This window comes from Nocardia sp. 149-1B (assembly GCF_057747975.1).
Genome location: NZ_CM173233.1, coordinates 1407793 through 1431604 on the forward strand (window position 1 = coordinate 1407793; position 23812 = coordinate 1431604).

The 23812-nt window shown below is 73.0% G+C and carries 22 protein-coding genes; 14 read left to right on the forward strand and 8 right to left on the reverse strand.

Annotated elements, in window-relative coordinates; translation table 11 throughout:
- Nucleotides 1-22: 22 nt before the first annotated feature.
- Entirely contained in the window at nucleotides 23-1366 is a 1344-nt protein-coding gene (locus AC3ANS_RS06670) for a hypothetical protein (RefSeq protein WP_488295385.1), read from the forward strand.
- A gap of 6 nt (nucleotides 1367-1372) precedes the next feature.
- On the opposite strand, the gene AC3ANS_RS06675 is transcribed toward AC3ANS_RS06670, so the two are convergent.
- Nucleotides 1373-1750 carry a hypothetical protein gene (locus AC3ANS_RS06675; protein WP_488295386.1) on the reverse strand — a complete coding sequence of 126 codons (378 nt, stop codon included), beginning with the start codon at nucleotides 1748-1750 and terminating at the stop codon, nucleotides 1373-1375.
- A complete protein-coding gene (locus AC3ANS_RS06680; RefSeq protein ID WP_488295387.1) occupies nucleotides 1708-2787 on the reverse strand; it encodes a hypothetical protein in 1080 nt (359 codons plus the stop codon). The genes AC3ANS_RS06675 and AC3ANS_RS06680 overlap by 43 nt, the downstream gene beginning before the upstream one ends.
- Nucleotides 2788-2879: 92 nt before the next feature.
- On the opposite strand from AC3ANS_RS06680, the gene AC3ANS_RS06685 reads away from it, so the two are divergent.
- The 6 genes from AC3ANS_RS06685 to cimA all read left to right on the forward strand — a co-directional run bounded on the left by AC3ANS_RS06685 (nucleotide 2880) and on the right by cimA (nucleotide 10324).
- Nucleotides 2880-3941, forward strand: a complete 1062-nt coding sequence (locus AC3ANS_RS06685; protein WP_488295388.1) for a FecCD family ABC transporter permease — start codon at nucleotides 2880-2882, stop codon at nucleotides 3939-3941.
- On the forward strand, nucleotides 3938-4996 hold the full coding sequence (locus tag AC3ANS_RS06690) for a FecCD family ABC transporter permease (protein ID WP_488295389.1): 1059 nt from the start codon (nucleotides 3938-3940) through the stop codon (nucleotides 4994-4996). Before AC3ANS_RS06685 ends, AC3ANS_RS06690 begins: the two co-directional genes overlap by 4 nt.
- A complete protein-coding gene (locus AC3ANS_RS06695) occupies nucleotides 4993-5826 on the forward strand; it encodes an ABC transporter ATP-binding protein (RefSeq protein WP_488295390.1) in 834 nt (277 codons plus the stop codon). Before AC3ANS_RS06690 ends, AC3ANS_RS06695 begins: the two co-directional genes overlap by 4 nt.
- Nucleotides 5827-5921: 95 nt before the next feature.
- On the forward strand, nucleotides 5922-6941 hold the full coding sequence (locus tag AC3ANS_RS06700; protein ID WP_488295391.1) for an iron-siderophore ABC transporter substrate-binding protein: 1020 nt from the start codon (nucleotides 5922-5924) through the stop codon (nucleotides 6939-6941).
- A 65-nt stretch (nucleotides 6942-7006) separates the two neighbouring features.
- Entirely contained in the window at nucleotides 7007-8581 is a 1575-nt protein-coding gene (locus AC3ANS_RS06705; RefSeq protein WP_488295392.1) for a serine/threonine-protein kinase, read from the forward strand.
- Between the two features lie 150 nt (nucleotides 8582-8731).
- On the forward strand, nucleotides 8732-10324 hold the full coding sequence (gene cimA / locus AC3ANS_RS06710) for a citramalate synthase (RefSeq protein WP_488295393.1): 1593 nt from the start codon (nucleotides 8732-8734) through the stop codon (nucleotides 10322-10324).
- Nucleotides 10325-10422: 98 nt separating this feature from the next.
- On the opposite strand, the gene AC3ANS_RS06715 is transcribed toward cimA, so the two are convergent.
- Nucleotides 10423-10815, reverse strand: a complete 393-nt coding sequence (locus AC3ANS_RS06715) for a DUF6054 family protein (RefSeq protein WP_488295394.1) — start codon at nucleotides 10813-10815, stop codon at nucleotides 10423-10425.
- A gap of 128 nt (nucleotides 10816-10943) precedes the next feature.
- On the opposite strand from AC3ANS_RS06715, the gene AC3ANS_RS06720 reads away from it, so the two are divergent.
- Complete coding sequence (locus AC3ANS_RS06720; RefSeq protein ID WP_488295395.1) at nucleotides 10944-11639, forward strand: VOC family protein; 696 nt, start codon at nucleotides 10944-10946, stop codon at nucleotides 11637-11639.
- A gap of 71 nt (nucleotides 11640-11710) precedes the next feature.
- A complete protein-coding gene (gene uvrA / locus AC3ANS_RS06725; RefSeq protein WP_488296440.1) occupies nucleotides 11711-14056 on the forward strand; it encodes an excinuclease ABC subunit UvrA in 2346 nt (781 codons plus the stop codon).
- 10 nt (nucleotides 14057-14066) lie between these two features.
- Here uvrA and AC3ANS_RS06730 read toward each other — a convergent pair whose 3' ends face one another.
- Nucleotides 14067-14675, reverse strand: coding sequence for a TetR/AcrR family transcriptional regulator (locus AC3ANS_RS06730; RefSeq protein ID WP_488295396.1), 609 nt, complete (start codon nucleotides 14673-14675; stop codon nucleotides 14067-14069).
- A 76-nt stretch (nucleotides 14676-14751) separates the two neighbouring features.
- Here AC3ANS_RS06730 and AC3ANS_RS06735 point away from each other — a divergent pair, with 76 nt between their 5' ends.
- Nucleotides 14752-15297 carry an NAD(P)H-dependent oxidoreductase gene (locus tag AC3ANS_RS06735; protein WP_488295397.1) on the forward strand — a complete coding sequence of 182 codons (546 nt, stop codon included), beginning with the start codon at nucleotides 14752-14754 and terminating at the stop codon, nucleotides 15295-15297.
- Between the two features lie 62 nt (nucleotides 15298-15359).
- Here AC3ANS_RS06735 and AC3ANS_RS06740 read toward each other — a convergent pair whose 3' ends face one another.
- Entirely contained in the window at nucleotides 15360-16994 is a 1635-nt protein-coding gene (locus tag AC3ANS_RS06740; protein WP_488295398.1) for a methyl-accepting chemotaxis protein, read from the reverse strand.
- 172 nt (nucleotides 16995-17166) lie between these two features.
- Here AC3ANS_RS06740 and AC3ANS_RS06745 point away from each other — a divergent pair, with 172 nt between their 5' ends.
- The 4 genes from AC3ANS_RS06745 (at nucleotide 17167) to AC3ANS_RS06760 (ending at nucleotide 21539) form a co-directional block, all read left to right on the forward strand.
- The gene (locus AC3ANS_RS06745) at nucleotides 17167-18567 is read left to right on the forward strand and encodes an amidase (protein ID WP_488295399.1); all 1401 of its coding nucleotides are present in this window, start codon (nucleotides 17167-17169) and stop codon (nucleotides 18565-18567) included.
- A gap of 136 nt (nucleotides 18568-18703) precedes the next feature.
- Nucleotides 18704-19246, forward strand: coding sequence for a GNAT family N-acetyltransferase (locus tag AC3ANS_RS06750; protein WP_488296441.1), 543 nt, complete (start codon nucleotides 18704-18706; stop codon nucleotides 19244-19246).
- Between the two features lie 18 nt (nucleotides 19247-19264).
- Entirely contained in the window at nucleotides 19265-19921 is a 657-nt protein-coding gene (locus tag AC3ANS_RS06755; RefSeq protein WP_488295400.1) for an SDR family oxidoreductase, read from the forward strand.
- Nucleotides 19922-19967: 46 nt separating this feature from the next.
- Nucleotides 19968-21539: an alpha/beta hydrolase gene (locus tag AC3ANS_RS06760; protein WP_488295401.1), complete on the forward strand. Its 1572-nt coding sequence runs from the start codon at nucleotides 19968-19970 to the stop codon at nucleotides 21537-21539.
- 17 nt (nucleotides 21540-21556) lie between these two features.
- Here AC3ANS_RS06760 and AC3ANS_RS06765 read toward each other — a convergent pair whose 3' ends face one another.
- From AC3ANS_RS06765 to AC3ANS_RS06775, 3 genes are read right to left on the reverse strand one after another with little or no spacing between them, the layout of a single operon-like run.
- Nucleotides 21557-22732, reverse strand: a complete 1176-nt coding sequence (locus AC3ANS_RS06765; RefSeq protein ID WP_488295402.1) for an NAD(P)/FAD-dependent oxidoreductase — start codon at nucleotides 22730-22732, stop codon at nucleotides 21557-21559.
- The gene (gene folE / locus AC3ANS_RS06770; protein WP_488295403.1) at nucleotides 22729-23352 is read right to left on the reverse strand and encodes a GTP cyclohydrolase I FolE; all 624 of its coding nucleotides are present in this window, start codon (nucleotides 23350-23352) and stop codon (nucleotides 22729-22731) included. The genes AC3ANS_RS06765 and folE overlap by 4 nt, the downstream gene beginning before the upstream one ends.
- Nucleotides 23349-23780, reverse strand: coding sequence for a hypothetical protein (locus tag AC3ANS_RS06775; RefSeq protein WP_488295404.1), 432 nt, complete (start codon nucleotides 23778-23780; stop codon nucleotides 23349-23351). Before AC3ANS_RS06775 ends, folE begins: the two co-directional genes overlap by 4 nt.
- Nucleotides 23781-23812: the final 32 nt, after the last annotated feature.

Genomic DNA, 23812 nt, shown 5'->3' on the forward strand with positions numbered 1-23812 from the left:
TCAACCTCTCGGGGGAACGTCCATGAAGCCTTCGTCGATCGTGGCAGCTGTGATGCTGGCCGGCCTCTCCATCGGGCCGACCGGTCTCGTTGTCCCCTCCTCAGCAGCCGGCGAGGAGCCGGCCGCCTGCCGGGGGTTGCCGGCGACCATCGTCGGAACCCCGGGCGGGACCGTTCAGGGGACGCCGGAAGCCGACGTGATCGTGACCAACGGTGCGGCCGAGGTCGAGGCCGGCGCGGGTGATGACGTCATCTGCACGACCAACACCCCGCCGGATCGCGGGTACACCGACGCGGTCGAGGTCGGGGCCGGGCCTGGCAACGATGTGGTCGACCGCAGCGGCGACCCCGACCCCGCCGCGAGCTCCCTGACTGACCTCGACGAAGGTGAGGACACCTACGTGGGCGGGCCCGGCGCGGATACCGTGAACTCGACCGATGCCGGCGCTGACACCATCGCCACCGGCGCCGGGAACGACACCGTCGTGACCGGCTACCTGGGCGGATGGGGCCCCACAGGCGCCGACGTCGTCGATCTCGGGGAGGGTGCGGACCAATTCGACGTGTCCGCGACGGACAGCAACGTCTCACCGGGGCTCACCGTCACCGGTGGCCCCGGTGAGGACGTCCTCTGGGTCAGTGCCAAGGACGGCGGGGACTGGGTCCTCGATGCCCCGCGTCGTGAGGCGACCTACCGAGGGGCGGCTGCCTTCGGTTTCGCGGAGATGGAGTCGTACACCCTCTACGCCCAGACGGCCGCGACGAGCGGGTTCCGCTTCGTCGGGACCGACGGCGACGAGCGCGTGTCGATGGCCCCCGCGAGTGTCGCCGACGGCGCCGACCTCGGGGGCGGTAACGACGTCCTCGAGCTGTCGAACGGGTACTCCGACTCCGGAGGCCCGTCGGCGGGGCGCCCGTTCGTGGGCGGGCCCGGCATCGATCGCATCGTGGTGCGCTCGAACCGGGACGACGTCCGCCTCAGCCTGGTGGGACACCGTCTCGACTTCCGCTTCGCCAACGCGGGTGCTCCCGACGACGACCTCCTCGGCTTCGAGGATGCCTCCGTGGCCTCGCGCCGAACCAGGCTGACGGGCGACGCGGGCCCGAACACTCTCGCTTGGCACGCGTGCCCAGGCACGGTCCGTGGAGGCGAGGGAGACGACACGATCAGCTGGTTTCGTGGGGTCATGCTGCGGTGTGCGAGCGGCGACCGGAGCCACGCGTACGGCGACGGCGGTGACGACCGTCTCCGCGGCGGTTGGTACGACGACGTCCTGATCGGTGGACCGGGCCGGGACACCGCCGACGGGCGGGCCGGACGCGACCGGTGCCGGGCCGAAGACACCCGGAAGTGCGAGCGCGGCTGAGCGCGATCAGCTGCGCTCGCAGTCGCGCCTGATCTCGGCTCGGCAGCGGTCGCGCCCGGCGCCGCCGAGGGTACGGTCGCGCCCGGCGCCGCCGAGGAGGACGTCGCGGTCGGGGCCGCCCCGCAGCGTGTCGCCGCCGCCGGCGCCGTAGAACGTGGTGGCCACGCCCGTGCACCTCGTGGTCGTCGAGCGCAGCAGGTCGGCTCCGCCGGCGCCGCGGACGACGGTCCCGCACTCGCCGGTGGTGATCACGTCCCGACGACTCGTTCCGAGGATGCGGACGTCGGCCGAGCGGGCGCCCGAGGACTTCGCCGTGAGCCGCTCGGCGGCGAACGGGGCCGTCACGTCACCTCGGGTGAACAGCTCACGCGCGAGGTCGAACACGACCGGCAGGCTCTCGTTGTCGCCGTAGTCGCGCGTCTCGACGGTGTCGCGACCCGGCCCGCCCGCGACCAGCTCCAGGACGCCATGCAGCACGAGGCTGTCATTGCCGTCCCCGGCCTCGACGCTGACCCGGTCCGAAGCGCCCGGGGATCCGGCGCGGACGAGGTCGTCGCCAGGTCCGGCCTGGACGCTGACGTGGCTGGCGGCTCGGTGATCTGGTGGAACCGGGATGAGTTGGCGGTGATCTCGTCATCGCCCGCTCCGGCGTCGACGAGGACCTGGGCTGCACGACCGCCGAACCCGGTGCCGGTGGCGTAGATGCTGTCATCGCCGCCTCCCGTCTCGACGTCGAGCGAGCCACCGTCCGCGAAGGCGGAGATCCCGTTTGCGGTCTCGGTGCCCGTCACGTCGAGCGTGCCGTCCGGGGATGCGGAGTAGAGGATGGTCTTGACGTTCTCGAAGCCCTCGGCCGTCGAGTACCGCACCCCGTCGGCGGTGGCCGTGCCGGCCGTGAGGTCGATCGAGACCGCGGTGGCGTCCCGGGGGCTCTGGCGTGTCTGGAACCAGTCGGTGCCCGGGCCCCCGGCTGCCTGAGCGTCTCCGCCCAGCCAGGCGATCAACGAGACCACGTCGTCGCCGGCGCCGAGATCGACTTCGTCGTCATTCGGTGCCGTGTCGCCCACGGCGCCGGTGACGGCCACGTCGTCGCCGCCGTAGGTGCGGATGGTGTCGGTGTTCTCGGTGCCGGTGCCGGGCACCGTCAGCAGACCGTTCTCGTCGTCGAGGTAGGTCTGCTCGGCGTAGACCTCGTCGTCTGCCTCGGAGCCCTCGAACAGGTCGGACCCCGAGCCGAGGATGACGTCATTGCTCTCGGTCCCGCGCACGTCGGTCTGGCCGGCTCCTGCGGTGATCGTGGCCGGGAGGCCGAAGCACATCTCGGCGACGTGGGCCGCGCCTGTGGTCAATCCGACAGGCGCGATCACGGCCGCGATGCCCACCGTGCTCGCCAGCAGCCGTCGTCCTGTCCTGGAGCTCACGGCCCGTCCTTCCCGAGAGGTCCTGGATCGACCCTACGCGTCGAGTGGGGGGCCGGGAGAGAAGGAAGAGTAGGTGAGGCTAACCTAAGTAGGTGGCTTCGACCCTGCGCCCGCCGGCGCCGACTCCCGCGACGCGGGTCATCGCGGCGACCGCCTCGGCCGGCCGGGGAGCGAGCGCCGCGGTGGCTGTTCTCGGGATCCTGGCCCTGGCGGTGCTGGCGAGCCTGATGTGGGGCGCGCGCGACATCGCGCCGGGCCAGGTCTGGGCCGCGCTGGTCGACCCGGTCTCCGGCAACCACGACCACCAGGTCGTCCGTGACCTGCGGGTGCCGCGCACGCTCATCGGGCTCGTCGGCGGCGCGGCGCTCGGCGCCGCAGGGGCACTCATGCAGGGCGTCACTCGCAACCCGATCGCGGACCCGGGGCTGCTCGGCATCAACTCCGGGGCCTCGCTGGCCGTGCTGACGGCGATCTCCGCCTTCGGCGTGACGTCGGTGTCGGGCTACGTGTGGTTCGCCTTCGCCGGCGCGGCGATCGCCGCGGTCGTCGTGTACGGCGCCGCCTCCCTCGGCTGGGAGGGCGTCACGCCGGTCAAGCTCGCCCTGGTGGGAGCCGCGTTCACCGCCACCGCGACCTCGGCGATCACCGTCGTGCTGCTGACCGACCAGCGCACGCTCGAGGACTACCGGTTCTGGCAGGTCGGGTCGCTGGCCAACCGCCCGCTGGGCGTGCTGACCACGGTGCTGCCGTTCGTGGTCGCCGGCCTGCTCCTGGCCCTGGTGTCCGGCCGGGTCCTCAACGCGCTCGCGCTGGGCGACGACGTCGCCCGCGGCCTCGGCCAGGACGTCACGCGAGGCCGGCTGATGGTCGTGGTCGCGGTGGTGCTGCTGTGCGGCTCGGCCGTCTCCATGGTCGGCCCGATCGCGTTCGTCGGGCTGGCGGTCCCGCACCTGGCCCGCGCCGTCGTCGGACCTGACTACCGCTGGATCGTGCTGCTCTCGATGCTCCTGGGCCCGGTGCTGCTGCTCACCGCCGACGTGGCCGGCCGGCTGGTCGCCCGGCCCGGCGAGCTCGAGGCCGGGCTGGTGGTCGCGGTGATCGGTGCCCCGGTGCTGCTCGCGATCGTCCGCCGCTCGCGGGGGATCGCGGCATGAGCGCGAGCACGCTCGAGTCCCGGCAAGCCGCGGCCGCTCTCGGGCTGCGCAGCTCCCGGCGACGCCGCCGGGCTCGGCGTACGGCGGTGCTGGGGGTGCTCGCCGGTCTGGCCGTAGCCCTGTCGGTGACGGCGCTGATGCTGGGTGAGTTCAGCCTGTCGATGGGCCAGGTGCTCGGCGCCCTGCTCGGCTCGGACGACCGGTCGGCGCACTTCATCGTCGTCGAGCTGCGCCTGCCGCGGCTCGTGCTCGGCCTGCTCGTCGGGGCCGCGCTCGGCCTGGCGGGGGCGCTGTTCCAGTCCGTCCTGCGCAACCCCCTCGCGAGCCCCGACGTCATCGGGATCTCCCAGGGCGCCAGCGCCGGCGCCGTCGCTGCGTTGCTGCTCGGCGGGATGAGCGGGGCGGTCGTCTCGGCCGCCGCCCTGGCGGGCGGGTTGGGCGTGAGCCTGCTCCTGTATGCCGTGGCGTGGCGCGGCGGCATGACCGGCCATCGCTTCGTGCTCTCCGGCATCGGTGTGGCGTACGTGTGCGCCGCCGTGGTGGGCTACCTGCTGACCCGCAGCGAGGTGAAGCAGGCCCAGGTCGCGCTGCGGTGGATGACCGGCAGCCTGGCCCAGGCGGACTGGGCCTCGGTGCGGGTGCTCGCGATCGCCGTTGCGCTGCTGGTGCCGGTCGCCGGCCTGCTCGCGCGGCGGCTCGACGTGCTCCTGCTCGGTGACGACCTGGCGGCGAGCCTCGGGCTGCGCCCAGAGCTGGTGCGCGCCGGTGTCGTCGCGACCGGTGTCGCCCTGGCGTGCGCCGCCACCGCGGCCGCCGGCCCGGTCGCGTTCGTGGCGTTCGTCGCGGCACCGGTCGCCCGCCGGCTGCTCGGTGACGGCACCTTGGCGCTGGCCGAGTCGGCGCTCGTGGGTGCGGTGGTGGTCGTCGGCGCCGACATCGTCGCCCAGCACCTGCTGCCGGCGGATCTCTCGGTGCCGGTCGGTGTCGTCACCGGTGCCGTGGGTGGGCCGTACCTGATCTGGCTGATGGCCACCGGAGGGAGAAGGACCGCATGAAGGATCGCGAGAGCGGGGCGGCGACGTCGCTCGTGGCTCGAGGAGTGCACCTGGCCTACGAACGGCGTCGGGTGGTGCACGGCGTCGACCTCGAGATCGCGGTCGGTCAGGTGACCGTGATCGTCGGGGCCAACGGCTGTGGCAAGTCGACGCTGCTGCGTGGCCTGGGGCGGATCCTTCGTCCGGTCGGCGGGCGCGTCGAGCTCGGCGGTCAGGACCTGCAGGGCCTGCGACCCCGCGAGGTTGCCAATGTGCTCGGGCTGCTGCCCCAGCAGCCCGTCGCCCCCGAGGGGATCACGGTCGCCGATCTGGTCGCTCGCGGCCGGCACCCCCATCAGGGTGCCTTCGGCAGGTCGAGGGCCGGGGACGCCGACGCCGTGGCTCGGGCCCTGGCTCTCACCGACACCCAGGGCCTGGCGGCGAGGCGGGTCGAGGAGCTCTCGGGCGGGCAACGCCAGCGCGTCTGGGTGGCGATGATGCTCGCCCAGGACCCGGAGATCATGCTGCTCGACGAGCCCACGACGTACCTCGACATCGCCCACCAGGTCGACCTCCTCGACCTGCTCGCGGAGCTCAACCAGCGCCGGGGGACCACGGTGGTGATGGTCCTGCACGACCTCAACCTCGCGGCCAGGTACGCCCACCGCCTGGTCGTGATGGCGCAGGGTCGCGTGATCCGCGAGGGAGCCCCGGCGTCGGTGCTCGACGCCGACTGCGTGCGCGAGGCCTTCGGCCTGGAGGCCCGCGTGATCGCGGACCCCGTGGCGGGGTGCCCGCTGGTCGTGCCGGTGGGGCGGACCCGGGTGCCGGCGGCAGTGAACGTCGAGTAAGGTTAGGCTTACCTAACCACGACCGAGACGGTCCTGAACACCGAGGAGCGGACGTGACGTCCCTTCGCCCCCTGTCCCGATTGCCCCTGTCCCGATTGCCCCTGTCCCGACTGGCCCTGCCCTTGGCCGCCGCGCTGCTCGCCCTCCCGCTCGCGGCCTGCGGGTCCGACGGAGCATCCGACGGCGCGGACTCCGACGCCACCACCGCCACGGACACCTACGAGCCGGTCACCATCGAGCACGCCTTCGGCAGCACCGAGATCACCGAGAAGCCCGAGCGGGTCGTCACCTGGGGGTGGGGATCACCCGACGCCGCGATCGCGCTCGGCGTGGTGCCGGTCGCCATGGAGGGTCTGACGTACGGCGCCGACGACGAGGGCTTCATGCCCTGGCAGACCGAGGCGTTCGCCGAGATGGGCGGCGACAAGCCGATCACGCTGACCCCGGGGGAGGCACCGCCGTTCGAGGAGATCGCCGCGGCGGCCCCCGACGTGATCCTGGCCAACTACTCCGGCATCACGAAGGCCGACTACGAGAAGCTCTCGCAGATCGCTCCCACGGTCGCCTACCCCGACCAGCCGTGGTCGACGCCGTGGCGTGACGTGATCACCACGGTCGGCCAGGTGCTCGGCGAGCCGGACGAGGCCGCCCACGTGCTCGCCGACATCGACGCCGAGGTGGCCGAGGCGGCCGCCGAGCACCCCGAGTTCAAGGGCACGACGATCGCAGCGGTCGCCATCGACCCGAGCGCGTTCTACGTCTACCGAGGCGCCGACCCGCGGGTGCAGTTCCTCGAGGACCTCGGCTTCACCCTCGCACCCAGCGTCGACGAGCTCGATACCGAGGAGTCCACGTTCTACTACACGATCAGCACCGAGAACGTCGACAAGCTGACCTCCGACGTGCTGCTCTCCTACGCGCCCGACCAGGCGCGCGCCGACGAGATCGCGGCGGACCCGACGTACAAGAACATGGAGCAGTTCGCCGACGGGCACGTCGCCAACGTCACCGGCGAGGCCATCGTGTCCTCGGTGTCACCGCCGACGGCGCTGTCGCTGACCTACAGCCTCGACACGTTCGTCGACGCGCTGGCGAAGGCCGTGCCGCAGCAGTGACGAACGGGCGACCCTCCGGCCGGTGCCTGCCGGTCGGAGGGACGCCGCGCTTGTAACCTCAGGACGTGACCACCTCGCCCCGTGACGACGCCGTGGCCACCGTCGGCGGCTACACGCTGCTCACCCGGCTCGGCGAGGGCGGGATGGGAGTCGTGCACCTGGCCCGGCGGGGCCCGGCCGGTCAGCGCGTCGCGCTCAAGGTGCTGCGCCCGCACATCGTCGGTGACGAGGAGGCTCGCCAGCGGCTGGCTCGCGAGGTCGGCTCGCTGACCCGGGTGCGCAGCCAGTGGGTCGCCGAGATCGTCGACGCCGACCCCTGGGCCGAGGTGCCGTACGTCGCCACCCGCTACGTCCCGGGGTTGTCCCTGCACGACCTGGTGGTCGAGGAGGGCCCGATCACCGGCTCCGACCTGCTCTGGCTGGCCTCCTGCCTGGCCGAGGGCATCGCGTCGGTGCACTCGGTCGGGGTCCTGCACCGCGACGTGAAGCCCTCCAACGTGTTGATGGAGGGGCGCACCCCGATCCTCATCGACTTCGGGCTGGCGCGGGTCGCCGACGACCCGAAGCTCACCCACACCGGCTGGCTGCTCGGCACGCCCGGCTACCTCGCGCCCGAGATCCTCTACGGCGACGACGCGACGCCCGCCACCGACGTGCACTCGTGGGCGGCGACGGTGGCGTACGCCGGGACGGGCCATCCGCCGTTCGGCCGGGGGCCGTCGATGGCCATCATGGACCGGGTCCGGCGCGGGCAGTTCGACCTCGACGGGCTGCCCGGTGAGCTGCGCCAGGTCGTGGCCGCGGCACTCGACCCGGACCCTCTCGGGCGGCCCAGCCTCGAGCAGCTGCTCGCCTGGCTCCGCCCGCTCACCACCCGGCCCGGCGAGCGCCGCACGGCACCCCCGACCGCCGCGCCACACGACCCCTACACCGTGCCGCTCGCGCTGGCCTCGCAGGCAGCTGCCGACGACGCGACGGACGTGTGGCCCGGGCACGGCACCGCCGAGCCGCACACGCTCGCCCTGACGTCGTACCAACCCGGTGAGCTCGACGCGGCGCCGGCGCGGATCCCGCTCGCGGAGCGGATGCGCCGCGGCACCGTGCTCGTCGGGTTGGCGTTGGCGGCCGGCGCCGGGAGCGCGGCGTACCCCTGGGTCACGCTGACGCTGCTGCTCGTCCTGGTCTGGCTGCTGCGCAGCGGGTCGCTGGCCGGCTCCGCGCGCGACCAGCGCCGCGACGTCCGCGGCCGCAAGTGGTACGACGGGATCCAGCTGCTCGTGGCCGCGCCCTGGCACCTGGTGCAGTCGGTGCCGGGCACCCTGCTGCTCGCCCTCTGGAGCGTCGGGCTCGCGCTGGCCGCCGCGCTGGTCTGCTACGCCGTGGCAGCCGGTCTCACCTCCGCGCTGTTCGTGTGCGGGACCGCGCTGACCGTCTCGCTCTGGCTGGGACCGGGCGGCTCGCGGGTGCGCGGACCGGTCTCGCGGGTGGTGAACCCGCTGGCCGTCGACCTCCGGCGCTGGGTGGTCGCGCTGCTCGTGGTGCTAGCCGTTGCCCTCGGGCTGGGGCTGCGAGCGGACGTCACCGGCACCACGTGGACGCCGGCCGACGGTCGCCCGCATGCCGAGATCGCTCGCCCGTGATGTGGTCCGCGTGGCACGATGAGTCCGTGCACCACCAGCAGATCATCATTTGCTAGCGCGTCGAGCCCCCGCCCGACGCGCCGACCTCTCGTCCCCCGAGAGGTTTTTTTGTGCCCGGACCCAGAGTAGAAACCCGAGAGAAGAACCGCGATGGACCTGCACGGCGCCTTCCACGTCTACGACACGACCCTGCGCGACGGTGCACAGCAGGAGGGGCTCAACCTCTCCGTCGCCGACAAGCTCTCGATCGCCCGGCAGCTCGACGGGCTCGGGGTGGGCTACATCGAGGGCGGCTGGCCCGGCGCCAACCCCAAGGACACCGAGTTCTTCCGGCGCGCGGCGCAGGAGCTCGACCTCCAGCACGCCCGGCTCGCGGCGTTCGGCGCCACCCGTCGCGCAGGGGTGAAGGCAGCCGACGACCCGCTGGTGGCCGCGCTGCGCGACAGCGGCGCCTCCGTGGTGACGCTGGTCGCCAAGTCGCACGACCGCCACGTCGAGCTCGCCCTGCGCACCACGCTCGAGGAGAACCTCGCGATGGTCCGCGACACCGTGAGCCACCTGCGCGCCGAGGGGCAGACGGTCTTCCTCGACGCCGAGCACTTCTTCGACGGCTACCGGGCCAACCGCGACTACGCGCTCGAGGTGCTGCGCACGGCGTACGACGCGGGTGCCGAGGTGATCGCGCTGTGCGACACCAACGGCGGGATGCTGCCGGCCTGGGTCGCCGACGTGGTCCACGACGTGCGCGAGAACGCCGAGGTGCGGGTCGGCATCCACTGCCACAACGACACCGGCTGCGCGGTCGCCAACACGCTCGCGGCGGTCGACGCCGGGGCCACCCACGTGCAGGGCACGATCAACGGCTACGGCGAACGCACCGGCAACGCCGACCTGGTCTCGGTCGTCGCCAACCTCGAGCTCAAGCTCGACCGGCAGGTGCTGCCGCCGGGCCTGCTCAGCGAGGCGACCCGGATCGCGCACGCCGTGGCCGAGGTGACCAACTTCCCGCCGGCCTCGCGTCAGCCGTACGTCGGCAGCTCGGCGTTCACGCACAAGGCCGGTCTCCACGCCAGCGCGATCAAGGTCGACCCCAACCTCTACCAGCACATGGACCCCGCGGGCGTCGGCAACGACATGCGGCTGCTGGTCTCCGACATGGCCGGCCGCGCCTCCATCGAGCTCAAGGGTCGCGAGCTCGGCTTCGACCTCTCGGGCGATCGTGAGCTGGTCACGCGCATCACCGACCGGGTCAAGCGCCTCGAGAACCGCGGCTACACGTTCGAGGCCGCCGACGCGTCCTTCGAGCTGCTGCTGGCCGAGGAGGTCGAGGGCGCGCGGCCGTCGTACTTCGACGTGGAGTCGTGGCGGGTGATCACCGAGACCCTCGCCAAGCGCAGCGCGGACGAGGAGGCGGTCTCCGAGGCCACGGTGAAGCTCAATGCCGGCGGGGTCCGCTACGTCGTCACCGGTGAGGGCAACGGCCCGGTCAACGCCCTCGACCACGCGCTGCGCGAGGCGATCGTGCAGGCCTACCCGGCGGTCGCGAAGTTCGAGCTGATCGACTACAAGGTGCGCATCCTCGACCAGGGGCACGGCACCGACGCGATCACCCGGGTGCTGATCGAGACCAGCGACGGGGAGTCCTCGTGGGTCACCGTCGGCGTCGGAGCGAACGTCATCGAGGCGTCCTGGGGGGCGCTCGTCGACGGGCTCACGTTCGGGCTGCGCAAGCACGAGGCCTGACAGGTCCGAGACGGACGCGTGGGTCCGCGGGTTGGCGGACTCACCCGGCCCGACCCGTACGTGAGCATCGACGCCGCCTGGGTGCTCGACCCGGTGCGTCAGCGGCCGTCCTCGTCCATGTAGCCGCGGTCCGCACCCGCACCGCGGGCGGGGCGGGACGGGAAGTCCTCGAGCGCGCGGACGGCGAGGTCCAGGAACGTCTCCTCGCCGATCGTGTTGAGCTTCCAGAGCAGGGCGTTGCTGCCGCCGGCGGTCGCGAGGGAGACGGCGAGCTCGGTGCCGACCGCGAGGACGCTGACGCACAGGCTCAACCGGTTGCCCCCGGACGCGCTGTAGCGCTCGTAGACCCGCACCGACATGCGGGCGTCGCCGATCCGGTGGTCGGTGGCGTGCTCGAGCTGCGCCGTCATGCTGCCGGTCACGATCGCCTCGTCGAGGTGGGCGAGGAGCTGATCGGGGTCGCCGGCCACGAGCTGGTCGTACTGCGCCATCTTGCTGGTCCTTCCGAGTGAGGTGCCCCGCACGCTACTCGTCGCGCCCCGTCGGCACTCGTCCTCGCGCTGACGGGGTGCACCGGAAACCGGGTGCGCCCGGCGTCGCGCGAGCCTACGGTGCCCGCATGTCCATCGATCTCGTGGCGGTGACCTTCGACGCTCGCGACGCGGCCGGGCTGGCGGCGTTCTGGGCTGCGCTGCTCGGCCGAGAGGTGCGCGAGGTGCCGGGTGGCTTCCTGCTGGCCGGCGAGGACGGTCAGGTGGGGCTCGAGCTGGTGACCTCCGACTCGCCGAAGGTGGGTCCTGGCCGTTGTCACCTCCACGTGACCAGCTCGGTGGAGGGCGACCAGCCGCGGACCGTCGCGCGCGCCATCGGGCTCGGCGCGACCCACCTCGACGTCGGGCAGCTGCCCGAGGAGGACCACGTGGTGCTCGGTGACCCCGAAGGCAACGAGTTCTGCGTCATCGAGGCCGGCAACCGGTTCCTCGCCGGGTGCGGGCTGCTCGGCGAGGTCAGCGGCGACGGCACCCGGGAGGTCGGTCTGTTCTGGCACGAGGTCCTCGGCTGGCCACTGGTCTGGGACCAGGACGGCGAGACCTCGGTCCAGTCGCCGCACGGTGGGACGAAGGTCTCGTGGGGCGGCCCGCCCGTGGCGCCGAAGGTCGGACGCAACCGGCAGCGCCTGCACCTGGCCGCGACCGACGTCGGGGCCGAGTTGGTCCGGCTGCGGTCGTTCGGCGCGACCGAGCTCGGCCCCCTGCGGGGCGGGGTCGAGCTGGCCGATCCCGACGGCAACGAGTTCCTGGTCACGCCCGCCTGAGCGTGCTGGCCGCGGTGGGCGATGCCCGGTGTGGGTACGTCGGACCGGTGACCACCGTGCACCCCGACCAGATGGTCCGCGTCCGCGGCGCCAGCGAGCACAACCTGCGCAACGTCGACGTCGACATCCCCCGGGACGCGATGGTCGCGTTCACCGGGGTCTCGGGCTCGGGCAAGTCCTCGCTCGCCTTCGGCACGTTGTACGCCGAGGCGCAGCGACGCTACTTCGAGTCGGTCGCGCCGTACGCCTGCCGGCTGTTGCAGCAGGTGGGCGCCCCGCACGTGCAGGAGATCACCGGTCTGCCGCCGGCGGTCGCCCTCCAGCAGCGCCGGGGCGCGGCCACCTCGCGGTCGTCCGTCGGCACGATCACCACGCTGTCCAACCTGCTGCGGATGCTCTACTCGCGGGCCGGTGACTACCCGGCCGGGGTCGACCACCTCGCCGCCGAGGCGTTCTCACCCAACACGGTCGCCGGCGCGTGCCCGCGCTGCCACGGGCTGGGTGTCGTCCACGACGTCACCGAGGAGCTGCTCGTCCCGGACCCGTCGCTGAGCATCCGCGACGGCGCGATCGCGGCCTGGCCCGGTGCCTGGCAGGGCGCCAACCTGCGCAGCATCGTGACCGGCCTCGGCATCGACATCGACAGGCCGTGGAGCAAGCTGCGCAAGAGGGACCGCGACTGGCTGCTGTTCACCGACGAGCAGCCGTCGGTGCTGATCAAGCCCGAGCGCGACCGCATCGACTACGGCTACTACGGCAAGTTCTGGAGCGCTCGCAAGCACGTGATGCACGTGCTCGCCGACTCCAAGAGCGACCGGATGCGCGAGCGGGCGCTGCGCTTCGTCGAGGACGCGCCCTGCCCCGACTGCCACGGCAGCGGGCTGCGACCCGAGGCGCTCGCGGTCACCTTCGCCGGACACTCGATCGCCGAGGTCAACAGCCTCTCGTTCACCGACGTGGTCGCGCTGCTGCGTCCCGTCGCCGACCTCCCGGCGGAGACCAACGAGGTCGCGGTGCGGATCTGCGCCGACCTGGTCGCCCGGATCGAGGTGCTGCTCGACCTGGGGCTGGGCTACCTGAGCCTGGGCCGCAGCTCGACGACCCTGTCGCCGGGGGAGGCGCAGCGCCTGCGGATCGCCACCCAGCTGCGCTCCGGGTTGTTCGGGGTCGTGTACGTCCTCGACGAGCCGTCGGCCGGGCTCCACCCCGCCGATGCCGAGCCGTTGCTCGACGTGCTGGATCGGCTCAAGGCCTCGGGCAACTCGCTGTTCGTCGTGGAGCACGACCTCGACGTCGTACGCCGCGCCGACTGGGTCGTCGACATCGGTCCGGGGGCCGGTGAGGGCGGGGGACGAGTGCTCTACAGCGGACCGGTCGCCGGTCTCGAGCACGTCGAGGAGTCGGCCACCAGCGCCCACCTGTTCGGTCGCGCCGAGCGGCTCGAGCACGAGGTGCGCGACCCCCAGGGGTGGCTGAAGCTGACCGGGGTCTCACGTCACAACCTGCGCGAGGTGTCGGTGGACATCCCGCTGTGCGTGCTGACAGCGGTCACCGGTGTCTCGGGGTCGGGCAAGTCGACGCTGGTCAGCCAGGTGCTGGCCGACGACCCGGCCGCGGCGGAGACCTTCGACCGGCTGGTGCTCGTCGACCAGCGGCCGATCGGGCGGACCCCGCGGTCCAACCTCGCGACGTACACCGGGCTCTTCGACGCGGTGCGCAAGGTCTTCGCCGCGACCGACGAGGCGCGGCGCCGGGGCTACGGCGCCGGCCGGTTCTCCTTCAACGTCCCCGAGGGTCGCTGCGAGACGTGCCAGGGCGAGGGCTTCGTCGCCGTCGAGCTGATGTTCCTGCCCGGCACGTACGCGCCCTGCCCGGCCTGCCACGGAGCCCGCTACAACGACGAGACGCTCGAGGTCACCTATCGGGGTCGCAACGTCGCGGAGGTGCTGGAGCTGGCGGTGGACGAGGCCGCGGAGTTCCTCGCCGACGTACCGGCCGCCGCGCGCAGCCTCGAGACCCTGCGCGAGGTCGGGCTGGGTTACCTGCGCCTCGGGCAACCGGCGACCGAGCTCAGCGGGGGAGAGGCGCAGCGCATCAAGCTCGCCACCGAGCTGCAGCGGGCGCACCGCGGGCATGCGCTCTACCTGCTCGATGAGCCGACGTCGGGGCTGCACCCCGCGGACACGGCGCTCCTGCTGCGCCAGCTGCACCGCCTCGTGGAGGCCGGCAACACGGTCGTCCTCGTGGAGCACGACCTCGACGCGATCGCCACGGCCGACTGGGTCATCGATCTCGGGCCAGGCGGGGGAGACGAGGGCGGCCGGGTGGTCGCCACCGGCACGCCGGCCGACGTCGCGCAGGCCGAGGAGAGCGCGACCGCGCCGTACCTCGCGCGGCGGCTCGCTCGGAGCTCGTGAGCGGTCCCGCCTACTCGCCGGCGGCGGGCCCGACGATCCGCCTGGCCAGGTCGACCCAGCCCGCATGGACCCGATCCACGGGGAACCGGTCGACGCGGAGCTGCTGGTCGAGGATCGGCATCTCCATCGGTGCCAGGAGCGCGGTGGCGAGCAGCGGCAGGTCGCCGGTGACGCCGAGCTCGGAGAGCAGGTAGCGCACGTGCATCGCGACGAAGGAGTACGCCGCGAACGATCGCAGCCCGGCGTGCCCTGCGGCGTCGATCAGCTCGGCGTGCAGGACGGTGGTCTCCAGGCGTGAGCGCCCGAAGGCGACCAGCCGCTCCCACGGCGGCGCCCCCGGCCCCAACGGAGGCGGACCCGACATCACCTGCGTCTGCCACTCGGTCTCGGAGTGGTTCAGCACCGCCGCCATCAGCCCCTCCTTGGAGCCGAAGCGACGGAACACCGTGCCCTTGCCGACCCCGGCGGCCGCGGCCACCGCGTCCATCGTCACGGCCTGGACGCCGTCTCGCTCGACGAGCTCCCGGGCGGCGACGAGGAGCGCCTCGCGGTTGCGGGCAGCGTCGCGCCGCTCCGCGGGCGGGGCGGTCAGCAGGGGGAGGAGCTGCGGCTCGGACATGACGGCGCAAGCCTAGGGAGCCAGGTCACACGCCCGCGCGGGAATAGAAATCGGACCGCGGTCCGTTTTGATCACCATGACGACCACCATCGCTGTCCTCGTCGGCAGCCTCCGCACCGACTCCGTCAACCGCCGCATCGCGCAGGTCCTCCGGGACCAGGCGCCCGAGGGCGTCACCGTCGACATCGTCGACGGGCTCGGCGAGGTCCCGTTCTACAACGAGGACATCGACAACCCGAGCAGCATCCCGGCCTCGGCCGCCCGGTTGCGCGAGCGGGTCGCCGCCGCCGACCGCATCCTCGCGGTGACCCCGGAGTACAACGGCACGATGCCGGCCGTCCTCAACAACGCCATCGACTGGCTCTCCCGCCCCTACGGCGCCGGCGCGATGGTCGGCAAGCCGTTCGGCGTCGTGGGCGCCACCCCCACGCCGTACGGCGGGAAGTGGGCGCACGCCGACGCCGCGCGCTCCGCTGGCATCGCCGGCGCGGTCGTCGTCGAAGACGTCACCGTCTCGCAGCCCACCGTCGAGGTCGACCCGCTCACTGACGCCCACGTGCTGGAGAAGCTCCACCGCGCCGTGCGCACCCTCGCGGAGTACGACGCCGCGGCCGCTGCCTGAATGGAGCCGCCCCGTCCCGGCGCGAGTGTCGGGACGGGGCGGGTCCGGGTTGCCGTCGGGCGTCAGACCGTGAAGAACGCGACGGAGCTGCGCAGCTCCGCCGCCATGCGCGACACGTCGTCGACTGCCGTGCGTGTCTGGGCCAGGGCCTCGGTCGTGGTGTGGGCGGCCGTGGAGACTCCGGTGATGTTCAGGGCGATCTCGCCGGACCCGGTGGCCGCTTCGCTGACGTTGCGCGACATCTCGTTGGTGGTCGCGGTCTGCTCCTCCACTGCCGAGGCGATGGTCAGCTGGTAGTCGTTGATCGAGGTGATGATCTCGGAGATCTGGCCGATCGCCTCGACGGCGCCGGTCGTGTCCGACTGGATCTTCTCGACCCGGCGAGCGATGTCCTCGGTGGCGCGGGCGGTCTCTTGGGCCAACTCTTTGACCTCGTTGGCCACGACCGCGAAGCCCTTGCCGGCTTCGCCGGCTCGAGCGGCCTCGATGGTCGCGTTGAGCGCGAGCAGATTGGTCTGCTCGGCGATCGAGGTGATCGTCTTCACGACGTTGCCGATCTCCTGGCTGGAGACGCCGAGCTCGGTCACCGCCTCGTTGGTCGTGCTGGCCATCGTCACCGCCTGCGACGCCACGCGGGCCGCATCGTTCGCCGAGGTGGCGATCTCGCGGATGGACGCGCCCATCTGCTCGGATCCGGCGGCGACCGTCTGGACGTTGCGGGAGACCTCGTCTGCGGCTCCCGAGACCACCCCGGCCTGCACGGAGGTCTCCTCGGCTCCAGCGGCGATCTGCTGCGAGGAGGCCGAGAGCTCCTCCGACGCCGCGGCCAGGGCATCGGAGGACTCGGTCATCGTGGTGAGCAGTCCGTGCAGGTTGGTGGTCGCGGTGTCGAGGCTGGCGCCCATCCGGCCGATCTCGTCACTGCTGTCGACGCCGCTCACGCGGGTGAGGTCGCCCTTCGCAAGCGCGTCGGCCACCCCGCGCACCCGGGCGACGGCACCGGCAATGCCACGAGAGATGAGCAGTCCGGCGGCGAGGACGGCGGCCGACCCCAGTGCGAGCACGAGGATGGCGACCAGTCGAGCGCGGCTGTAGGCGGACTTCGCATCGGCGGCCGCGTCAGCGGCCTGCGTGGCCTCGGAGTCACTGATCTCGCCCAGGGCGTCGCTGATCTCCACCGCGATCGGGGAGACCTTGGCGTCGTTGACCTTCAGCCACTCGCTGAGGTTCTGCTGCGCGGCAAGCGGGCCGAGCAGGGTGTCGACGGCATCGATGTACTGCGGCAGCAGCGTGCGGACCTTGTCCGCGCGTGTCTTGTTGGCCGGGGTGACGCCGGTTGCGACGTAGGCGTCGAGTTGGTCCATGAACGTCTTCTGCAGCTCGTTGTACTCGTCGAGGACGTCCTGACGGTCGGCGCCGTCGCCCACGAGCAGGATGTCCCGCGCGCTCAGCGACAGGCTCTTGCGGGTGACGGCGAGCTCGCCGAGCACCTTCACCGCACTCAGGTTGTCGTTGTAGATGTCCTGACTTGTCTGGGCGGCCCGGGAGAGCTGCACCATGCCGACCACACCGACGACGAGAGCGGCCGTCACCCCGAACACGGCGGGCGTCAGCACCTTGGTCCTGATTCGGCGACCGGACCACCATCGAGCGAGCCCGCGGGTGCGGTGGCTGGAGGTGATGGACTTGTCCTGCATGGCTCTCCTCGAGATGTCGGGCGCGCCGCCCGGCGGCGGTTACGAGATGCCCATCGGCACGAACCCGAGATTCTGAGGTTTAACCGACCTTGGAGGCAGACCGCCGGTGGGCGGCGGGTGGATGTCGACGGCGCCCGCTGACGTGCGCCTGGTCGGCCGCTAGCGTCGGGGTGTGGCCGAACTCCATGACCTGACCGCCCTCGAGCAGGGCGAGCTCGTCCGGCGCCGCGAGGTGTCGCCGCTCGAGCTCGTCGACCACTACCTCGAACGCGCCGACCGTCTCGACACGGTCGGCGCGTTCGTCACGCTCACCCCCGAGCTGGCCCGGGAGCGGGCGAGCGCCCTGGGTGACCTGCCCGACGACGCATCGCCGCTGTTCGGGGTGCCGACCGCCATCAAGGACCTGAACCTGACGGCGGGGGTGCGCACCACGTTCGGGTCGGCGGCGTTCGCCGACTTCGTCCCGGAGGTCTCCGACGGGGTCACCCTGTCGATCGAGGGGGCCGGCATGGTCAGCCTCGGGAAGACCAACACCCCGGAGTTCGGCTCGCCCTGCTACACCGAGCCCGACGTGGCACCGCCGGCGGTCACCCCCTGGGACCGCACCCGCACGGCCGGCGGCTCGTCGGGTGGCGCGGCCGCCGCTGTTGCCGCGGGTCTGGTCCCACTCGCCCAGGGCTCTGACGGCGGTGGGTCGATCCGGATCCCGGCGTCCTGCTGTGGGCTGGTCGGCCTCAAGCCGACCCGGGGCCGGATCAGTGGTCGCCCCATGTACGGCGACGCGGTGGGTCTCGCGACGGCCGGGCCGATCGCCCGGACCGTGCGCGACGCGGCGGCGATGCTCGACGTGCTCGCCGGTCGTCGGGTGGGAGATCCGTCCTGGGCACCACCTCCGACGATGAGCTTCCTGGCCTCCTGCGACCGCGACCCGGGGCCACTCCGGATCGCTCGCTTCATCACACCAGTGATCACCGACACCGTCGTCGATCCCGAGTGCGTGCGCGCCTGGGAGGACGCCTCGCGACTGCTGGAGTCGCTCGGCCACGAGGTCGTCGACGTGCCCGTGCCGCTCCCACGCGAGGCGGTGCCCGTCTTCGAGGTCTGTTGGGCGGTGCTCACCGCCATGTCGGTCGTGCCCCCGGAGCGCGAGCACCTGCTGCGGCCGCTGACCCGCTGGCTCGCCGCCGCCGGCCGTGAGGTCAACGGCCCGGAGTTCGGCCTCGCGATCGGCGCGATGCGCCGGCACGCGGCCGACGCGCTCACCGCGCTCGCGGCGTACGACGCCGTGCTCACCCCGACCCTCGCGACTCCGCCCGTGCCGGTCGGCGCGATGCGCGACGACGAGGACCCGGCCACGGACTTCTCGGCCCAGAAGGCGTTCACCCCCTGGACCTCCGCGTGGAACGTGACCGGGATGCCGGCCGTCTCCCTCCCGCTGCACTGGACGCCCGAGGGGCTGCCGGTCGGCGTGATGCTCGCCGCCCGGCCGGCGGAGGAGGAGCTGCTGCTCGCGCTGGCCGCGCAGGTGGAGGCGGCCGCGCCGTGGGCCGACCGGCGGCCACCGGGCTGGTGATCGCCTCCAGGTCGCGAGTCCTGAGGGACGGGCCCTTGTCCTCTGCGCGGCCACTCCGCCCAGCGAGACGCTGGCGGGTGGACCGGGTGTCGGGCCGGGGTCCGAGGCCGGCCCGCTACCCGTCCGGAGCGCGGCGCTGTGGGAGGGTCAGGTCGTGCTGCGCCGCTGCCACACCGCCGAGCTGAGCGAGACCGAGCGCGTCGGCGTCCGGGCGCTCGTGGATGTCGCGTTCGGCGACGACTTCAGCGACCACGACTGGTCGCACGCGCTCGGCGGGATGCACGCGCTGGTGGTCGACGACGGCCGCGTGCTGGCCCACGCCGCCCTCATCATGCGGCGGCTGCTCCTGGGTGATCGGTCGCTGCGCTGCGGCTACGTCGAGGCCGTCGCCGTGCACCCCGACGCGCGGCGCCGCGGACTCGCCTCGGCGGTGATGGCCTCGTTGGAAGAGCTCGCGCCGGCGTACGACCTGCTCGCCCTCAGTGCCTCGCAGCTCGGGGTCCCGGTCTATGTCGCCCGCGGGTGGCAGCTGTGGCGCGGGCCCTCGCACGTGGTGACGGTCGACGGGCTGGTCGCGACGCCCGAGGACGACGGCTCGATCTACGTGCTGCCCGGCTCCGCGCCGCTGGACCTCGACGCGCCGATCGCCTGTGACTGGCGCGACGGCGACGTCTGGTGACCGCCGTACGCTGAGCCCATGAGCCGGCCGGTGATCGTCGTCGTGGGTGCGGGCCCGGGTGTGAGCGGCTCGGTGGCACGCGCATTCGCGCGGGAGGGGTACGACGTCGCGCTGCTCGGCATCGACGAGGAGCAGCTCCTCGCGCTGGCCGGCCAGCTCGAGCAGCTGGGCGCCACCGTCGGCCACGCGGTGGCCGACCTCACCGACGCCGAGGCCGCGACCGCGGCGATCCGGAGGTTCGGCGAGCACACCGGACGGATCGACGTCCTGCACTTCAACCCCAGCGCCTACCGCGAGAAGGACCCGTTGGAGCTGTCCGTGCCCGAGCTGCTCGAGGACGTGACCCTCGGCGTCGGTGCGCTGCTCGTGGCCGTTCAAGCGGCCCGACCGTTCATGTCCGCCGGCGGGAGGGTGACCGCCACCGGCAGCATGGCTGCCGACCAGCCGTCCCACCGTGCGGCGTCGCTGGGGGTGCAGAAGGCCGGTCTGCGCAACCTCGTGCACAGCCTCGACGCGACGCTGGCCCCCGCCGGCATCCGCGCCGTCTCGGTCACCGTGCGCGGCACGCTCGCGAGAGAGGGGGCGTTCACCCCCGACCGCGTCGCCGAGGCGATCCTCGGCGCCGCCCGCCAGGACGAGGCCGACTGGCGCTCGGAAGTGCCCTACGCCGGCTGACGCCGCAGCTCCTGCGGTCGTCCCCGGGCCGCCGTAGGGTGCTGTCGTGCCGTCGCTCTCGGGTGTCCCCGCTCTCCTCGCCGCCGGCCTCGCCCTCGGGCTGGGCCTCGTCCCTGCCGGAGCCCCGGCGCTCGCCGACCCGGCCGTCCCGGTGCCCGTCATCAGCTGGCAGGCGTGCCCCTCCGACTCCGTGCCCGACGGGGTGGTCGCTCAGTGCGGCACCGCCGCGGTCCCGCTCGACTACGACGACCCGACCGGACCGACCCTCCAGCTCGACCTCGTGCGGGTGCCGGCCACCGACCCCGCCCAGCGGATCGGGACGCTCTTCGTCAACCCCGGCGGCCCCGGCGGCCAGTCGACGTCGTTCGCCGTCGAGTTCGGCCACCTCGTGCCCCCGGTCGTCGCGCAGCGCTTCGACATCGTCGGCATCGACCCGCGCGGTGTGGGACGGAGCGCGCCGGCGCGCTGCCACAACCCCGCCCCCCGGCCCCGGGCGCCGCGCTCGGCGTTCCCGACCTCGCCACGCGAGGTGCGTGCCCAGCTCGCGAGCGACCGGTGGGAGCGCACCGCCTGCAGCGAGCACCCCGACCCGGTCGTCGACCACATGACCACCGCCGACACCGCGCGCGACATGGACCTGGTCCGAGCGGCGCTCGGCGACGACCTGCTCACCTACTACGGCATCTCCTACGGCACCCAGCTCGGCAGCACCTACGCCGCGATGTTCCCCGACCACCTCCGCGCGATGATCCTCGACGGCGTCCTCGACCCGGTCTCCTGGTCGACGGGTCGACCCGGTGAGACCGGCCTGCCGTTCTCGGAACGGGTGGGGAGCCACCGCGGCTCGTGGACGGAGCTGCGCGCCGCGTTCAGGGCCTGCGACGCGGCGGGACCGCGCCGCTGTGCCATCGCCGGCCACGCCCTCGGCGTCTGGCGCCAGATCGTCGATCGCCTCCAACGCGGCCCCTTCCAGGGCATCCGCTACCCCGACCTGATGGGCGCCACGACCGGCGACCTCTACTCCCGCCAGGGTGTCCGGTCGCTGATGCGTCACCTCGGGAAGCTCCACGACGCCATGCGCCACGGCGGCCCGACCGTGCGGGCCGAATCGTGGCGTCGCGCGGCGCGCAGCGCCGGCTCACGGGGGTCCTTGCCCGGTCCGTACGCCGGCTACGGGACGACGATGAACTCGTTCGCCGGGGTGGCCTGCGCCGACACCGACAACCCGTCCGACCCGAGCCGGTGGGCCGCGGCGGCCCGGTGGGCCGACCGGGAGGCCCCCGGGTTCGGCTCGGTCTGGACCTGGATGTCGAGCGTGTGCGCCGGGTGGCCGGAGCAGGCCAAGGCGGACCGCTTCACCGGCTCCTACGCCGTCACTCCCTCCGCGCCGGTGCTCGTGGTCGGCAACACCTACGACCCGGCGACGCCGATCGCCGGCGCCAGGGCGGTCCACCAGCTCCTCGGCGGGTCCCGGCTGCTCGAGCTCGACGAGTACGGTCACGGGGCTCTTGGCTCGGGGTCCTGCATCGGCCGCGCCTATGCGGCCTACCTGGTGGACGGTCAGCTGCCCGCCGAGGGCACGGTCTGCCAACCCGCGCATCCGCTCTTCCCGCGCTGACGCGGGCCGCCTGGTCGTCACACCAGGTCGGGCACCGGCGCGCCGACCGCGGCACGCAACGACTCGCTCGCCGACCAGTCGTTGACGTGCATGGCGGCCACGACGGTCCCGCCGGCGACCCAGAAGGCCCGGAAGACCCGCCCGGGGACGTCGCCGCGCAGCACCACCTCGTCGTAGCCGTCCGAGCCGACGTTGCCGACGTACTCCATGCCGAGGTCGTACTGGTCGGTGAAGAAGTACGGCAGGTCCCGCGCCTCGTCGTCGACCCCGGCCATCGTGTGGCCGGCGACCCGGCCCTGCCGGATCGCGTTGTCCCAGTGCTCGACCCGGATCGACCGGCCAAGCACCGGGTGGTGGGCCCGGGCCACGTCGCCGGCGGCGAGGACGTCGGGGTGCGAGGTGCGCATCCGCTCGTCGACCACGATGCCGTCGTCGACCGTGAGCCCGGCCGCCTCGGCGAGCGCCACGTCCGGGGCGGCGCCGATCCCGACGACCAGCAGGTCGGCGACCACCTCGGGCGAGCCGGCGACGCGCAGCCTGGCCCGTCGGCCGTCCGGCTCGATCGCGCTGACGTGCGCGCCGAGACGGAGGTCGACGCCGTGCTGGCGGTGCAGGTCGGCGAAGACCGCACCCACCTCGGGCCCGAGGACCCGCAGCAGCGGAAGGTCCAGCGACTCGAGCACGGTGACCTCCGCCCCGGCAGTGCGTGCGGCGGCAGCGACCTCGAGTCCGAGGAACCCGCCGCCGAGAACCGCGATCCGGCGCCCGGGCGCCAGAGCCGAGCGGATCCGGTCGCTGTCCTCCCGGGTGCGCAGGTAGGCCACCGGGGCGCCGCTCTCGTCGGCCGCCCGGAGGTGCCGAGGGGTGGCACCGGTGGCGAGCAGGAGCTTGCTGAAGGGCTGGGTCGAGCCGTCGGCCGTGACCGTGTGCTCCCCGGGGTCGATCGAGTCGACGCGGCAGCCCGTGCGCACCTCGACGTCGTGCTCGGCGTACCACGACGGTGGGTGCACGAGCAGGCTGTCCTCGTCGTTGTCGCCGGCGAGGTAGCCCTTCGACAGGGCCGGCCGCTCGTAGGGCAGGTGTGGCTCGGCGGCATAGACGACCAGCTCGCCGTCGTACGCCGAATCGCGCAGCGTGGCCGCGGCGGTGGCCGCCGTCAGGCCGCCGCCGACGATGACGACCGGGGCGCTCACGGCCGGCCGCCCTGCTCGCGGGTGAGCGAGAGGAACTCCGCGCGCGCGGCAGGGTCGCGGAGCGTCCCGCGCAGCGCTGACGTGACCGTGCGGGTGCCCTGGGCGCGGGCGCCGCGCAGGCTCATGCAGGTGTGCTCGGCCTCGATCACGACGCCGACGCCGCGCGGCTGCAGGTGGGTGGTCAGCTGCTCGGCGACCTGCGTGGTCAGGCGCTCCTGGGTCTGGGGCCGGCGGGCCACGAGGTCCACCAACCGCGCGAACTTCGAGAGGCCCAGGATGCGCTCGTCGGGCAGGTAGCCGACGTGTGCGACGCCCACGAACGGCAGCATGTGGTGCTCGCAGATCGAGCGCACCGGGATGTTGGCCACGAGCACGAGCTCGTCGTACCCCTCGGTGTTGGGGAACGTCGTGAGGTCCACGTCGGGGCCGGTGACCAGCTCGTGGTACGCCGCGGCCAGCCGGCGCGGGGTCTCGACCATCTCGTCGGTCTCGATGTCGAGGCCGAGCGCGCGCAGCAGGTCGGCGGCCGCGGCTTCGGCGGCGACCAGGTCGACCGCGCCCGCCGCGTGGGCGACCCGCGGCCGCCACCGGGCGCGCGCCTCGTGGGCGGCGCTGCTCATCGCAGGATCCCGCCGCGGCGGGCGTGGGTGGTGGCGAGCTGGGCGAGCGCGAGGGCGCCGACGAGGAGCCCGAAGTCGCGCAGCGCGATGTCGTAGTAGTCGTGCATCGACACGAGGTCGACGATGATCCCGGCGAGCCACAGGGCCACGACGTACCCGCCGATGCGCGGTGCGAGGGCCACCAGGACGCCGGCGACGACCTCGATGACACCGACGAGCAGCATCGCGTCGTGCGCCGAGCCGGGCACCAGGTCGTTGATCCAGGGAGCGAGGTAGTGGTCCCAGTCGGTCAGCAGCCCGGCGAACTTGTCGAGGCCGAACGCGATCGGGGCGATCGTGAAGACCGTGCGCAGCAGGAGGTACGCGCGCTCCGCCCCGCGGTCGGTCGTGGTCGGTGTGGTGGCGGAGGGGGTGTGGGTGGTCGTCATCGGAGGCTCCATCTCTAAAGGACTGTTGTTTT

Excerpts from the sequence above, each read along its gene's own strand:
- AC3ANS_RS06670 (WP_488295385.1), top strand. The coding sequence starts at position 23 with ATGAAGCCTTCGTCGATCGTGGCAGCTGTGATGCTGGCCGGCCTCTCC.
- AC3ANS_RS06690 (WP_488295389.1), top strand. The coding sequence starts at position 3,938 with ATGAGCGCGAGCACGCTCGAGTCCCGGCAAGCCGCGGCCGCTCTCGGG.
- AC3ANS_RS06695 (WP_488295390.1), top strand. The coding sequence starts at position 4,993 with ATGAAGGATCGCGAGAGCGGGGCGGCGACGTCGCTCGTGGCTCGAGGA.
- cimA (WP_488295393.1), top strand. The coding sequence starts at position 8,732 with ATGGACCTGCACGGCGCCTTCCACGTCTACGACACGACCCTGCGCGAC.
- AC3ANS_RS06715 (WP_488295394.1), bottom strand. The coding sequence starts at position 10,815 with ATGGCGCAGTACGACCAGCTCGTGGCCGGCGACCCCGATCAGCTCCTC.
- AC3ANS_RS06720 (WP_488295395.1), top strand. The coding sequence starts at position 10,944 with ATGTCCATCGATCTCGTGGCGGTGACCTTCGACGCTCGCGACGCGGCC.
- uvrA (WP_488296440.1), top strand. The coding sequence starts at position 11,711 with ATGGTCCGCGTCCGCGGCGCCAGCGAGCACAACCTGCGCAACGTCGAC.
- AC3ANS_RS06730 (WP_488295396.1), bottom strand. The coding sequence starts at position 14,675 with ATGTCCGAGCCGCAGCTCCTCCCCCTGCTGACCGCCCCGCCCGCGGAG.
- AC3ANS_RS06735 (WP_488295397.1), top strand. The coding sequence starts at position 14,752 with ATGACGACCACCATCGCTGTCCTCGTCGGCAGCCTCCGCACCGACTCC.
- AC3ANS_RS06740 (WP_488295398.1), bottom strand. The coding sequence starts at position 16,994 with ATGCAGGACAAGTCCATCACCTCCAGCCACCGCACCCGCGGGCTCGCT.
- AC3ANS_RS06755 (WP_488295400.1), top strand. The coding sequence starts at position 19,265 with ATGAGCCGGCCGGTGATCGTCGTCGTGGGTGCGGGCCCGGGTGTGAGC.
- folE (WP_488295403.1), bottom strand. The coding sequence starts at position 23,352 with ATGAGCAGCGCCGCCCACGAGGCGCGCGCCCGGTGGCGGCCGCGGGTC.
- AC3ANS_RS06775 (WP_488295404.1), bottom strand. The coding sequence starts at position 23,780 with ATGACGACCACCCACACCCCCTCCGCCACCACACCGACCACGACCGAC.